The organism is Salinivibrio sp. MA427, assembly GCF_001996115.1.
Lineage (GTDB): Bacteria > Pseudomonadota > Gammaproteobacteria > Enterobacterales > Vibrionaceae > Salinivibrio > Salinivibrio costicola.
This window is the reverse complement of sequence record NZ_MUFH01000038.1, coordinates 1-13,986: the sequence shown is the minus strand read 5'-3', so window position 1 is coordinate 13,986 and position 13,986 is coordinate 1. Positions and strand designations below refer to the sequence as shown.

Here is a 13,986-nt window from a genome sequence, read left to right as displayed (position 1 = left end):
CCGCTACCCCGCGACAGCAGCAAGCCGTTCAGGCATTCATTATGGCACAGCCTTGGCCGCAACCTTTTTCTCATGTTGATGCGAAAGTCCGAGCGCCGGGGGCGAATCGGGTGCGTGTCAACGTGCAGTTATCGGGGTTACCGATTCGTTGTCGAGGAAAGCGAGCATGGGTTGTCTCCTTATCATCGGCGGATCAGCGCACCCATTGGCAGCTTCATGAGCAAGAGCAAGGCGTACTCTTGAGCGTGATTAACTCGCTGGAGGAGTTGGTGTGCTTTCAAGATGTGGAAGGGAATGTGGTCGGTACCAATGCGGCATTTGATCGTTTTTGGCAAGGCCGTGAGCAAGAGGCCATTGTTTGGCAAGCGGATCAGCCGCTGACGCAGCCTCAAACTGAACGGACATGGGCGACACAACATAATGATGAAAGCTGTTTATTAGAGACCAATATCACCGCACTTAAAAATGATAAACAGGCAATCATTGGTACCTTGTGTATCAGCCACGATGTGACCAACTGGCACCAGATGCAAGAGCGATTACAAAAAGAAGCGCAACAGCGCCAATCCGTTGAGCAGGTCTTAGAGCAACGCAGTCATTTACTCAGTGCGATTTTTAAGTCGAGTATCGATCCGATTGGGATCTATGACCAAGACTACTATCACTTGGCTTGCAACCAAGCTTATGCTGATGCATTAGGCACGACGATTGAGGCGTTGGAAAACGCCCCTGCGCAGAAAGTGGTTGATCCTGATATCTTCGATCAACACCGACAGCGTGATCAACAAGTATTGGATACGGGTGAAACCATGACTTATGAGGATGTCATTCTTGGTCAGTCAGGCGAGCAAACCTGGTATGAGGTGGCAAAATCACGCATTCAAGATCCGGTGACGGGCGACCCTGCCATTTTGCTGATGGCACGGGATATTACCGAAAGAAAAGAAACGCAACAGCAGCTTGCCGACGCCATTATGGCTTTGCAAGCACTCAGTTTTGTCGACAGCCTCACCCAAGTCGCGAATCGACGTAGTTTAGATGAACAGCTGAGCAAACTGTGGCGTTCACAAGCGCGTGAAGGCACGCCACTTGCCTTTATCCTCTGTGATATCGATCATTTTAAACTGTACAATGATCACTATGGTCATCAACAAGGTGACTGGGCGTTACAAAAAGTGGCAAACGCGTTGACCTCAGCCGTTCACCGGCCGCTTGATGTGGTGGCGCGTTATGGCGGCGAAGAGTTTGCCATTATATTGCCGCAAACCGAACTGAACGGCGCTATCCAGGTTGCCGAGACTGCACGCGAGCGGGTGCTATCGGCAGACATTGCCCATCATCAGGCAGTGATTACCGGTAAAATTACTATCAGCCTTGGCGTTGCTTGTGTGACACCTACCGCGGATGGTGATTACGGTGATTTAATCCAGCAAGCGGATCGCGCTTTATATCAAGCTAAACGCAACGGTCGAAATCAAGTGAGTGTAGTGAAAGGCATGCCGACACCACACGGATCAAGCCCTCGACGCGCCTCGGTCGCCGAGTCGACTTACCTAGAATCTAGCGGTTAATCATCCTTTATGAAACAACTTAAAGTCCTCGCACAATATTATGTCGATTTACTGGTTAAACTCGGGATTGTGCGCTTTAGCATGCTGCTCGCCTTAGCCTTAGTAGCGCTGGCGGTTGTGGTGCAAGTGGGCATCACGCTGGTGCTTGAAGGCACGGTCCAGAATATCGACATTATTCGTTCTGTATTTTTTGGTCTGATCATCACTCCCTGGGCGGTCTATTTTTTATCAGTGGTGGTGGATCAACTGGAAGAGTCTCGTCAACGTTTATCCAAGCTCGTCTCAAAACTTGAAGAAATGCGCGCGCGCGATATGCGTTTAAACCGTCAATTAACCGAGAACATTGAGCAGCTCAACTTAGAGATAGAAGAAAGAGAAAAAGCTGAGGAAGCGCGGCAACAGGCGATTAAAGATCTGGAAAATGAAGTTTATCAGCGTGAAAAAGCCCAGTTAGAATTGGCTGAGCAAACCGCGTTACTGCGATCATTTATCGATGCCTCGCCCGATTTAATTTATTACCGCAATGCCCAGGGCCAGTTTTCCGGTTGCAATCGCGCAATGGAAGAGCTCACCGGTTACGATGAGAAAACCCTAAAGGGCATGACGCCTTGGGATGTTTATCGTGAAGATATTGCTGAAAAAGTGGTTGAAACGGACCAGCAAGTTTTTGATGCCAATGTCTCGATTACCTATGAACAATGGCTGGAATATCAAGATGGTCGAAAAGCCTATTTTGAGTTGCGCAAAGTCCCTTTCTTTTCACGAGACGGGCGACATCTAGGATTACTCGGCTTTGGACGCGAAATCACCGAGCGTAAGCGTTACCAAGACGCGCTAGAAAAAGCGAGTCGAGAAAAGACAGCGTTTATTTCGACCATTAGTCATGAACTTCGTACCCCGTTGAATGGCATTGTGGGGCTCAGTCAAATACTGCTCGACTCTCAATTAGACGATAAACAGCGTAATTACTTACGCACCATTTACGTTAGTGCCATCACGCTAGGTAACATTTTTAATGACATTATCGATTTAGATAAATCCGATCGAAAACGTTTGTCATTGCATCCTACCAGCATCGATCTGCGCGAGTTTGTGACCGAGATTGATAATATATCGACATTGATGGCGGAGCAAAAAGGTCTACGTTTTGAACTCGAGCGGGTCACGGACTTGCCCGAGTACGTTGCAGTGGATGCGACCCGTTTACGGCAAATTCTTTGGAACCTGGTGGGGAATGCGGTCAAGTTTACCAAGCAAGGTTGTGTGATTATTACGGTCAGTGCTGAGGTTGATCACGATACTGCTCATCTGTGTTTTGATGTTGAAGACAGTGGTATTGGGATCCCTGCGGATGAGCAAGATAAGATCTTTGCAATGTACTATCAGGTAAAACAAGCAGGTGAAAACCTGCATGCCGTGGGCACTGGGATTGGCTTAGCCGTTTCGCGTAAACTGGCGCGTTTGATGGGTGGCGATATCAGCCTCGACAGTGAAGAAGGTCAAGGCAGTACGTTTACACTTACGGTGAGTGTGCCACTGAGTGAACCCAATGAAGAACAGATGCCTTCCCCTGCGCTGATAAACAATGCGTTACGTATTTTGCTTGTCGAAGACATTGAGCTGAATATCACCGTCGCCACCAGCTTGCTTGAAAGCCTAGGTCATGACGTCACCGTTGCTCGCGACGGGCAAGCCGCGCTTGATGCTTTTGTGCCTGGCGCGTTTGATCTCGTCTTACTCGACATTCAGTTACCGGATATGACCGGGTTTGATGTCGCCGCGACATGGCGACAGCATCACGCGCATTTACCGCCCTTGGTTGCTCTGACGGCCAATGTGATCAACGATAAAAATAGCTACTTAACGCAAGGTATGGACGATGCTATCAGTAAACCCATTAGTGTCTCAGCCCTCAATCACGTGATTTCGCATCATGCTTTGGCCGGCGAGGCGGTATCCGCGCAGACTGCTGAATCTGAACCTCAGACGCAAGCGGCGCGGCCAGTGGCGAATGAGCAAGCTGAGCGCTTATTGGATATGGACATGCTCACCGGATACGTCGAGCTGGTGGGAATTAAGCCTGTACGCCAAAGTATCGAAATGTTTGAAGCAACCATGCCAGACTATATCGCGATCTTAGACTCGAACATGACCGCACGCGATCAAGACGGCATTGTTTCAGAAGCCCATAAAATTAAAGGCGCCGCGGGGTCGGTGGGGTTAAAACATATCCAAAAAGTCGCGCAAAAAGCTCAGTCGCCTGATTTACCGGCATGGTGGGAAAATATTGCTGATTGGATCGATGAAATAAAAGCGGGTTACCCGCACGATTTAGCGGTATTAAAGGCCTGGTTAGATGAGCAAAGCGACACTCACCGTTAACCTGATAAGATCAAAAAAAGGCGCCTTAGATTGGGCGCCTTTTGCCTGTACAAACGGTAGTTTTCACCGACTATCGGCTTAGCGTTGACACTTACTGCTCTTCAATCTCGCCGCAGAAGCGATAGCCTTCACCGTGAATGGTGGCAATAATCTCGGGTGTGTCGCTGTGCGATTCAAAGTGCTTACGGATCCGGCGAATGGTGACATCAACCGTACGATCATGCGGTTTCAAATCGCGGCCGGTCATTTTCTTCAGCAGTTCAGCACGGGTCTGGATCTTGCCAGGGTTTTCACAAAAGTGAAGCAATGCACGGAACTCAGAACGAGGCAGTTTGAAGGTTTCTCCCTCAGGATTGATCAGTGAACGGCTGTTAATATCTAACGTCCAACCATTGAAGGTATAAACGTCAACATTACGTTTCTCTTCACTCCCGTTCACACTGCTTAACGCACGCGTGAGCAGGTTGCGGGCACGGATAGTCAGTTCACGGGGATTAAACGGTTTGGTGATATAATCATCTGCACCGATCTCCAACCCAAGGATTTTATCAACTTCGTTATCTCGCCCGGTCAGGAACATCAGTGCCATATCCCCTTGTTCACGTAGTTCACGCGCCAGGAGTAGGCCATTTTTACCAGGCAGGTTGATATCCATGATCACAAGGTGAACGTGGTGGTTTGACAGGATTTGATGCATTTCGTCGCCATCGCTGGCTTCAAACACATTGTAACCTTCGGCTTCAAAGATACTTTTCAGCGTGTTACGTGTGACCTGTTCGTCTTCTACAATCAGAATTTGCGGGGTTTGCATTGGCGATACCTAATATCTAAATAGAATCCGGTTATATTCCACAGTCTAGACCGACTAGCCTGTGAAAAAAATTTACAAAATGCGAGGAATGTCTACCGCGAACCTCGCAACTAACATATGGCACGCCATCCATAGAGAAGTGTTCGTCGATGCTAGACAACGCACCGTGTGTTCCAGCTTGAGACGGGGCATGGCGGACTTGATTCAACGCCAAGCCGATCACTGTGCTATCCATTAATTATCGCCAATTGTATTCATTTAACAGCACGCTAACAATATATTAGGATGAAGGTTGATGATTTTTTTCATCCTTTATTGACCCCAATCAAAAGCATGTTACGTGTCAGTTAGTACCAACTATCCGTTTAACTTCATGAATAATCGCGCATAATTAGWAATTAAGCATAGTATTAGTAGCCAATGGATGTAAATAATGTGTGATCAAAATACGCAGCAAGATTTGTGGAAAACTTACCAATCGATCGCTTTTCATGCCCCTCAAGCGCCCGGTGCGGCTGCATTTGCTATTCTTACCGCATTTAATCCACGCAGCCAACCTTTATCTGACAATGAGAATTACTTACGTAATGAGCGGCTTGCCAAGGCGATGACGCAGGCCGGTCTCCGTTATTGGCCGATGAATGGTGGCGCACCGGATGGAAGTTGGTTTGAACCTGGTTTTGCGGTCGCGATTGCGTCATCGGATGCCGTGGCCTTGGCGAAAACTTGGGAGCAAAACGCGATTTACTGGGTTGAAAACGATACATTATGGTTGTTGCCTGCCTTAATGACAGACTTTACGCCACAATCACTTAACGTGCGTTTTTCTTCCTTGTTGGTGGCGGCCAAGACGTAAACGACTCACCCTATTAATACTAAGGAGAAAGATATCATGGACGATAAACTGCCTGACTTATGTGACCAACCCCCTGACGCGGTGCAATGGATACCGATGCAATGGTTTGACTATGGGGCAAAACGTGGCTTTGAAGGTCGAGTGCGAACGGTGCGTTGCTATCGCGATAACTCGAAAGTGAAGGCGTTATTGGCGTCGCCCGGTGATGGGCAGGTGTTGGTCGTTGACGGTTCAGGTGCCATGGATAGAGCTTTGTTAGGCGACTTAATTGGACAAAGTGCGGTCGATAACCATTGGGCGGGGATTGTGATTGCCGGGCCCGTGCGTGATGCGGCAACCTTATCCACCTTRCCGCTGGGCATAAAAGCACTGGGGGTGTGTCCAATTAAAACGCACAAATACGATCAAGGTGAGGTTGATGTGGCGATTACGCTTGCGGGGATCACCCTGACAGTGGGGGATTATCTGTATGCAGACCAAAATGGTGTGATCGTGTGCACCAAGCCGCTAAACACGTGAATCAAAAACTTAGCCCTACCCCGAGTTGATAGATAGATTCGGGGGCGGCGTCGGYATCAAACTCAACATCTAGTCCGGCATTGACGCCAAAAGCGTCGCTAAATTGGTAGCGACTGCTGACGCCCCATTGATCAATTAAGGCGTTATCATTGTCATGGCTAATCTGGCTCGACACACGTAGCTTGTCGGTAAAATGATAATCAATGCCGCTGAGTAAACCATGCGCGCTGGTCGATTGCGCAGTCTCGCTTTTTAACTGTGTTCCTATGTAGACAGGGACATTCTGTAGTGGATAGCGATAGCCTGATTGGACCGTCCAACTGTCAAAGCCTTGGCTCGCCGAGGGAATAGACTGAATAAAAAAATGCTCTGACGCCAATTCAGGTGCGGTGTTCCACGTGAGTTTTTCAGCCCACGCGGGTGTCGCCACGACGTGTAGGGCGAGGGCCAACCATCCTAGTTGTTTTACGCTCACATCCTTTGCCTCTTAGCTTTTGATTAACGCTGAGCTCGGTGGGTTCTTGTTTGTTCGCTATCGTGAGTGTAGACAAAAAAACGTTTTGTAGCCCATGATCTGTGACGATCAAGCTGGTTTTATTGCCATCTGTGTATGACTCAGGCGGTTTTCATCGTTGTATGGGCGTACATCGTGAAAATGCCCCGCTTTCACTTGACGTTGCAGTTGTTGCCAATAGGCCGCCTCAAATAGCTCAGGATGAAGACGATCAAACTCTTTTGCCACCGTTCGGTTAACCAGTAAAAAGGTACGAAATTCCTCGGGGAATACATCGTTCTCTCCCACGCTGTACCATGGCTCAGCCGCTAATTCGTCTTCAGGGTAACGCGGCGGCGGAATACGGCGGAAGTTAACCTCGGTTAAATACGCGATTTCATCGTAATCATAAAAAATCACCCGGTTGTGGCGACTGACACCAAAGYTTTTAAACAGCATATCGCCGGCAAAGATATTGGCGGCGGCCAGTTCTTTTAATGCATCGCCATATTCTTGTACCGCCTGGGAAATCGCCTCGGGTGCCGCTTGCTCTAAATAGATATTAAGTGGGATCATTCGCCGCTCCATGTATAGGTGGCGAATCCGTACTTCGCTGTCGGTCACCGTGATGCAAGACGGCGCCACCGCGAGCAGTTCGTCGATTAATGCGTCACTAAACCGATCGCGAGGGAAAATAAAATGACGGTATTCTTGGGTGTCGGCCATACGACCAACACGGTCATGCTCTTTGACCAGCCGGTATTTCTCCCGCACTTGGGCATGGGTCATTTGTTTTTGCGGTGCGAACTTATCTTTGATGATTTTAAACACAAACCCGTATGAGGGGAGGGTGAATACAGACATCACCATGCCTTTTACGCCGGGGGCGATATCAAATAAATCGTCTGAGTTTTCCAGGTGATGAAGAAACTCACGGTATAACTCTGTCTTACCATGCTTTTGACATCCGATGGCGGTGTAGAGCTCTGCGGGCGTTTTATTGGGCATGAGCTGATTGAGAAAGTCGACTAAAGCGGCAGGTACCGGAGCGTAAACCATAAAGTAGGAGCGAGCGAAGCCGAATACGATACTGACGTCATCACTGTCGGTAATGCAGGCATCAATATAGAGCTCACCGTGATCAGAAATCGCGAGCGGTAATACCAGCGGTCGGCGTTGATTGGCCATATCGAGCCTGCCAATTAGATACGCGCCTTTATTACGGAAAAATGGCTGACGGACCATCTCAAGGGTGAAGCTCATTGTGAGCTGGGGGCCAAAGCGCGCCTGCAGGATTTGGGTTATTCGCTTAAGATCACCGGTTTTATCTCGCCAAGGTAGGGTAAACGGTGTGCTATCTAGCATTCGTTCTAGCGTGGCATAAATGCCTGCTTGAGATTGAAACCGCCGAAGTAGTGGCGTGGGGTACTTAGGAATCCGTCCCCCTTGAGCGCTTTGCACAAACAATTTGTCACGACGAATATTCCGATGCTCAAAGATCCGGCAGTAGACAGAGTTAAAAAAACTCTCAGCGATATCGTAGCGCGGGTAATCATCGAGCAACCGGATATAGGCCGCTTTTACCGCCATCAAAAACGAGCGAGTGGCGTGTTCTTTCCCAAGCATCGCGCGGAGCTGTTGGCTGACTAAGCCAACATGGTGGTCATAAAATTGAATACGCGTTTTAAGTGCAAGCTGCACACTTTGCCAATCTTGTTGTTCAAAGCGTTCTTGTGCGCCCGATGTCACATCGAGAAAGCGACCGTACATGGCATCCGAGCCTTGTAAGATGGTGTTTGCAACCAGCTGCGCCATGGCGTCCTGTGTCATTTTCGCTCCTTTCCGTGAACGTTTTTCCCTCGGTTCAAGCTCGCAGAGTTTTGCTGAAAAAGCAATCGGCATCACTTTTTTGTTGACCTTGGCAGCATGATTCGATACACCTAAGGGGAACTCAACAAAATAAATGATAAACGCAACACACATGCAACTAACGATCAGCACCTTGACCACCACAACCACCATTATTACTGGCACACTTTGTGTTGGTGCGGGCTGATACGCACAGAATTTCCAAAAAAAGCCCGTACCATCCCAGGTACGGGCTTTTTTTTATCTTAAAGAGAGAGGTCCCAAAAGGATGCGAGTTTTAAAATTTGGTGGTACATCGTTGGCCAATGCCGAACGATTTAGCCGCGCTGCCGATATTATTCTGAGTAATCAAGGACAAAGTGATGTCTCTGCGGTTTTGTCCGCGCCTGCTAAAGTCACCAATATTTTGGTCTCAGTGGTCGACAACACGGTCAAACATGGTGAGGCAGAGCTGCCACTTAAAGAGTTAGAAAGCCTTTTTACCGATCTTTTTCATGGGCTTGCCGAGTGTCAACCTAACCTTGAAACTCAGCCTCTATTTGACAAATTAACCCGTAGTCTCGGACAGCTTCGTCAATATGTGCACGGCATGAGCCTGCTCGGTTTGTGTCCCGATAGCACCTATGCGCGCGTGGTAAGCAAAGGGGAGCGTTTATCGGTAGCGGCAATGCATGCGCTCTTAGAAGCTCGTGGCTATGCCGTGTTTGATATTGACCCCGTTAATTATTTTGCTGCGTCGGGCAGTTATTTAAGTGCCGAAGTGGATATCGAAGCGTCATCGCAGCGATTTAAACAATCTCCGATCCCGGCGCAACATATCGGGCTGATGCCAGGCTTTATGGCCGGAAATGAAAACGGTGAGCTGGTTACGTTAGGGCGAAATGGCTCTGATTACTCGGCTGCTGTGCTGGCTGCGTGTGTGCGCGCCCAATGTTGTGAGATCTGGACTGATGTTGATGGCGTTTACAACTGTGATCCGCGTCTAGTGCCTGATGCACGCTTGCTAAAATCACTGAGCTACCAAGAGGCGATGGAGCTGTCTTATTTTGGGGCCAAAGTTCTCCACCCTAAAACCATTGCGCCGATTGCCCGGTTCCATATTCCTTGCCTCATCAAAAATACCGCCAACCCGCAAGGTGCAGGCACCCTCATTGGTGATGATAGTGGCGAGGACAAGCTGCCAATCAAGGGGATCACAACCTTAAGTGACTTGAGCATGGTGAACCTGTCAGGTCCGGGCATGAAAGGGATGGTGGGGATGGCATCACGTGTGTTTGGCGCCATGTCGTCGGCTGGGGTATCGGTTGTTCTTATCACTCAATCATCCTCTGAGTACAGCATTAGCTTTTGTATTCAAAACCAAGATAAAACCAAAGCAGAAAAAGCACTGAGTATCCACTTTGAGCTCGAGTTGAAAGACGGCTTGCTCGAGCCGGTTGAGTTTATCGATGATCTTTCAATTGTTTCCTTGGTGGGTGATGGTATGCGCACATCAAAAGGGGTCGCATCGCGCTTTTTCACCTCGCTGGCGGAAGTGAATGTCAATATTGTTGCCATCGCTCAAGCTTCATTGTTGGGGTCGGTGGGGTCGGCGGCGAGCTCATCGAGCAAATTCGTCGTCAGCAGGCCAAGCTTCGTCAGCAAGGGATTGTGATGCGTGTGTGTGGGTTGGCCAATAGCAAGGGCATGTGGCTGAACAGTCAAGGCATTGATCTGGATACCTGGCGCGATGATTTACCCAATCATCTTTCCGACTTCAGTTTGGCCGGCATGATCCAGTTAGTGCAGCGTAATCACATTATTAACCCAGTGCTGATCGACTGCACATCGAGCCAACAAGTCGCTGACCAATATACGGCGTTTTTACAGGCGGGGTTCCATGTGATCACGCCGAACAAAAAAGCCAATACCAGTAGCCTTGCGTATTACCACCAGCTGCGTCAGGCGGCGCGTGCAACCCACCGTAAGTTTATGTACGAGACCACGGTGGGTGCTGGCTTACCTGTGATCGAAAACTTGCAAAACCTGATTGCAGCCGGGGATGAACTGTCACGCTTTTCCGGTATTTTATCCGGTTCACTGTCTCACATCTTTGGCAAACTAGATGAAGGGGCAAGTTTTAGTGAAGCTACCAACGTGGCGCGAGAAAACGGCTTTACCGAACCGGATCCACGGGATGACTTGTCCGGGATGGACGTGGCGCGCAAGCTTCTTATTTTAGCCCGAGAGGCTGGCATGGAGCTTGAACTCGATGACGTCAACGTGGAGCCGGCCTTACCGCCAGGCTTTGATCAATCCGGTGACGTCGACAGCTTTATGGCTCGGCTTCCTGAAGCGGATGCTTATTTTAAGCAATGGTCGGAGCAGGCTGCGCAAGACGGGAAAGTATTGCGTTATATTGGTGGGATTGAGAACGGCCAGTGCTTTGTGAAAATTCAAGCTGTCGCCAGTGATGATCCAATGAATAAAATCAAAGACGGTGAAAACGCATTGGCATTCTACAGCCGCTACTATCAGCCAATTCCGTTAGTTCTGCGCGGTTACGGCGCAGGGACTGCCGTAACGGCGGCGGGGGTGTTTGCGGATCTGATGCGAACACTCGGCTGGAAATTGGGAGTATAACCATGGCGGTACGTGTTTATGCGCCAGCATCGATTGGTAATGTCAGTGTTGGCTTTGATGTGTTGGGTGCCGCAGTTAGCCCTATCGACGGCAGTTTACTTGGCGATGTGGTTGAAGTAGCTGATGGGGGAAAAACGCCTTTTTCATTGCGCTGCCAAGGCCGCTTTACCGATAAGTTACCGCCGGATGAGCAAGATAACATTGTGTACAAAGCTTACCTAGCATACGCCGCAGCCTTGCAGGCGAATAATCAGCCGGTCAAACCTGTCGCTATGGTATTGGAAAAGAATATGCCGATCGGGTCGGGGCTGGGCTCCAGCGCCTGTTCGATTGTGGCCGCTTTGGATGCGTTAAACCGCTTTCACGATCATGCGTTAGATGAAACCACCATGCTGGCGCTAATGGGAGAAATGGAGGCATCGATTTCAGGCAGTCTTCATTATGATAATGTCGCGCCCTGTTACCTCGGTGGGTTACAGCTCATGCTCGAAAGCCAAGGCGTGATCAGTCAAGCGGTGCCGCACTTTGAAAACTGGTATTGGGTCATGGCCTATCCTGGTATCAAGGTATCGACGGCAGAGGCCCGTACTATTTTACCCGCGCAATATCGCCGTCAGGATGTGATCGCACACGGCCGTTATCTCGGTGGTTTTATTCATGCGTGTCACACCCAACAACCTAAACTGGCGGCCAGTTTAATATGTGATGTGATTGCTGAACCTTACCGACAAAAATTACTCCCTGGTTTTGCTGAAGCACGGGCGTACGCGGCAAACTGTGGGGCATTGGCTACGGGAATATCCGGTTCAGGACCCACCCTGTTTAGTATCTGTGACGATCAACAGGTTGCTGAGCGTTTGGCGCAATGGCTGCGCGAGCAGTATGTACAAAATAACGATGGCTTTGTTCATGTATGTCGCATTGATGGACAAGGCGCAAAAGTAATAGGAAGTCATGCATGAAGCTTTACAACATAAAAGATCACAGCGAAGTCGTTTCGTTTTCTCAAGCGGTTCAGCAAGGGTTAGGACGTGGACAAGGGCTGTTCTTTCCCGATGCTTTGCCACAGTTTGATGACATGGATGCACTGCTTGCCATGCCATTGGTTGAGCGCAGTACCGAGATCTTGTCGGCACTGATTGGCGAGGAGTTACCCAAAAGTCATGTGCGTGAGCTGGTCAGCGAAGCGTTTAATTTTGACGCTYCGCTTAAGCAAGTGGGCGAACATATTCATGCACTCGAGCTTTTTCATGGGCCGACATTGGCGTTTAAAGACTTCGGCGGCCGTTTTATGGCGCAGTCAATTGCAGCGGTGTCTGATGGTAAAAAGATCACTATCTTGACTGCAACGTCCGGGGATACAGGGGCCGCGGTTGCTCACGCCTTTTATGGGATCGACAATATTGATGTGGTGATCTTATACCCAAAAGGCAAAATCAGCCCACTGCAGGAAAAGCTCTTTTGTACCCTCGGCGGCAATATCCATACCGTCGCCATTAATGGCGACTTTGATGACTGCCAAAGCCTCGTTAAACAAGCCTTTGATGATAACGAACTGCGACAGACGATAGGGCTTAACTCGGCGAATTCGATCAATATCAGCCGTTTGATGGCACAAATCTGTTACTACTTTGAAGCGGTCGCCCAAGTACCCAAGCACAAACGCGATCAATTGGTCATGGCCGTGCCGAGTGGTAACTTTGGCAACCTGACGGCCGGGTTACTGGCCAAAGCGATGGGGTTACCGATTAAACGGTTTATTGCCGGAACCAATGCCAATGACACGGTACCGCGTTATTTGCAATCCGGTCAGTGGGCACCGCATCAAACCGTGGCAACCTTGTCAAATGCGATGGATGTGAGTCAGCCGAATAATTGGCCCCGTATTGAAGAGCTGTTTCGCCGTCAGCAATGGCCGTTAGCTGAGCTCGCCTCTGGGTGGGCAGACGATGAACAAACGGCAGAGAGCTTACGCGCGTTGGCTCAAGCCGGCTATTTATGTGAACCTCATGGGGCAATTGCTTACCGGTTACTTGAGCAGCAACTTGAAGATGGGGAAGAAGGGATCTTTTTATGTACCGCTCATCCGGCGAAGTTTAAAGAGTCGGTTGATGCCATTTTAGAAAAAGATATTCCCTTGCCCGGTCCGTTAGCCAAGCATGCGCAGATGGCACTGTTATCTAGCGAGCAAGACGCTGATTTTACCGCTTTAAGGGCGTATTTACTTCGATTGGCAAACGCGTAATAAAAAAAGCCCGCTCTCTACGTAGCGGGCTTTTTATTGGGTGTATTCGACCTTTGTTTATAGCGAGCTAGTAAAGGTGCGAGTAATCACATCACGTTGCTGCTCAGGTGTTAGCGAGTTAAAACGGACGGCATACCCTGATACGCGAATGGTCAGTTGCGGATATTTCTCTGGATGCTTGGCGGCATCTTCCAACGTTTCGCGCTTCAGTACATTAACGTTGAGATGCTGGCCGCCTTCGTTAACGGCTTGGGTTTCGATTTCGACTTCGCGATAGTCAAACTCACCCAAAGAAGACAAAGCAACTTCTTGGTCTGCTTCAAAGCCCTGCTTTGCACAAACACAACGAGCTTGGTCTGCGTCTTTATTGATCAACCAGATAGAATTAATAAGGTCATCATTGGCCGCTGAGGTTACTTGAATGCCGGTGATCATGGCCTATCCCCTTTATTGATAGTGACTTTAATGATGTAAGATTTCATCATTTTGAGCCCTTATGTATACGTCTTTTTCGATGTATATATATTGATTTGGGTCAACTTATGACCATTTTCAGGGGGCGGGTATTTATCTTGCATCAACATAAGTTCATTTATTTCAGTGTTCATTTATTTCAGT

Annotated in this window: 10 protein-coding genes, 1 pseudogene and 1 other annotated feature; of the genes and pseudogenes, 7 read left to right on the top strand and 4 right to left on the bottom strand. The window is 49.0% G+C overall.

Translation table 11 applies throughout. From position 1 onward, the window contains the following. Together BZG79_RS04930 and arcB are read left to right on the top strand one after the other, a co-directional pair. Nucleotides 1-1,571, top strand: a 1,571-nt coding sequence (locus tag BZG79_RS04930; protein ID WP_206779491.1) for a diguanylate cyclase, incomplete at its 5' end; no start/stop codon positions are given. A gap of 9 nt (nucleotides 1,572-1,580) precedes the next feature. Beyond that, nucleotides 1,581-3,953 carry an aerobic respiration two-component sensor histidine kinase ArcB gene (gene arcB / locus BZG79_RS04925; RefSeq protein WP_077576417.1) on the top strand — a complete coding sequence of 791 codons (2,373 nt, stop codon included), beginning with the start codon at nucleotides 1,581-1,583 and terminating at the stop codon, nucleotides 3,951-3,953. A gap of 91 nt (nucleotides 3,954-4,044) precedes the next feature. Here arcB and arcA read toward each other — a convergent pair whose 3' ends face one another. Then, nucleotides 4,045-4,764 carry a two-component system response regulator ArcA gene (gene arcA / locus BZG79_RS04920; RefSeq protein ID WP_021022133.1) on the bottom strand — a complete coding sequence of 240 codons (720 nt, stop codon included), beginning with the start codon at nucleotides 4,762-4,764 and terminating at the stop codon, nucleotides 4,045-4,047. A 433-nt stretch (nucleotides 4,765-5,197) separates the two neighbouring features. Between arcA and BZG79_RS04915 the strand changes: the two genes are divergently transcribed. Together BZG79_RS04915 and BZG79_RS04910 are read left to right on the top strand one after the other, a co-directional pair. Beyond that, nucleotides 5,198-5,620 carry a DUF3293 domain-containing protein gene (locus tag BZG79_RS04915; RefSeq protein ID WP_077773854.1) on the top strand — a complete coding sequence of 141 codons (423 nt, stop codon included), beginning with the start codon at nucleotides 5,198-5,200 and terminating at the stop codon, nucleotides 5,618-5,620. A 36-nt stretch (nucleotides 5,621-5,656) separates the two neighbouring features. Next, nucleotides 5,657-6,139 (top strand): putative 4-hydroxy-4-methyl-2-oxoglutarate aldolase, encoded by a 483-nt coding sequence (locus BZG79_RS04910; protein WP_077773853.1) that lies wholly within the window; start codon nucleotides 5,657-5,659, stop codon nucleotides 6,137-6,139. Nucleotide 6,140: 1 nt separating this feature from the next. Here BZG79_RS04910 and BZG79_RS04905 read toward each other — a convergent pair whose 3' ends face one another. Next, a complete protein-coding gene (locus BZG79_RS04905) occupies nucleotides 6,141-6,614 on the bottom strand; it encodes a hypothetical protein (RefSeq protein ID WP_199877557.1) in 474 nt (157 codons plus the stop codon). A 108-nt stretch (nucleotides 6,615-6,722) separates the two neighbouring features. Next, nucleotides 6,723-8,462 (bottom strand): bifunctional isocitrate dehydrogenase kinase/phosphatase, encoded by a 1,740-nt coding sequence (gene aceK, locus BZG79_RS04900; RefSeq protein ID WP_077773856.1) that lies wholly within the window; start codon nucleotides 8,460-8,462, stop codon nucleotides 6,723-6,725. 164 nt (nucleotides 8,463-8,626) lie between these two features. After that, nucleotides 8,627-8,744: a sequence feature (Thr leader region), on the top strand. Nucleotides 8,745-8,769: 25 nt separating this feature from the next. On the opposite strand from aceK, the pseudogene BZG79_RS04895 reads away from it, so the two are divergent. The 3 genes and pseudogenes from BZG79_RS04895 (at nucleotide 8,770) to thrC (ending at nucleotide 13,368) form a co-directional block, all read left to right on the top strand. Then, a pseudogene (locus BZG79_RS04895) lies at nucleotides 8,770-11,123 on the top strand (bifunctional aspartate kinase/homoserine dehydrogenase I). A 2-nt stretch (nucleotides 11,124-11,125) separates the two neighbouring features. After that, a complete protein-coding gene (gene thrB / locus BZG79_RS04890) occupies nucleotides 11,126-12,085 on the top strand; it encodes a homoserine kinase (RefSeq protein WP_077773851.1) in 960 nt (319 codons plus the stop codon). Continuing rightward, a complete protein-coding gene (thrC, locus tag BZG79_RS04885; protein ID WP_077773850.1) occupies nucleotides 12,082-13,368 on the top strand; it encodes a threonine synthase in 1,287 nt (428 codons plus the stop codon). Before thrB ends, thrC begins: the two co-directional genes overlap by 4 nt. Nucleotides 13,369-13,425: 57 nt before the next feature. On the opposite strand, the gene grcA is transcribed toward thrC, so the two are convergent. Continuing rightward, entirely contained in the window at nucleotides 13,426-13,803 is a 378-nt protein-coding gene (grcA, locus tag BZG79_RS04880; protein ID WP_021022125.1) for an autonomous glycyl radical cofactor GrcA, read from the bottom strand. Nucleotides 13,804-13,986 lie beyond the last annotated feature (183 nt).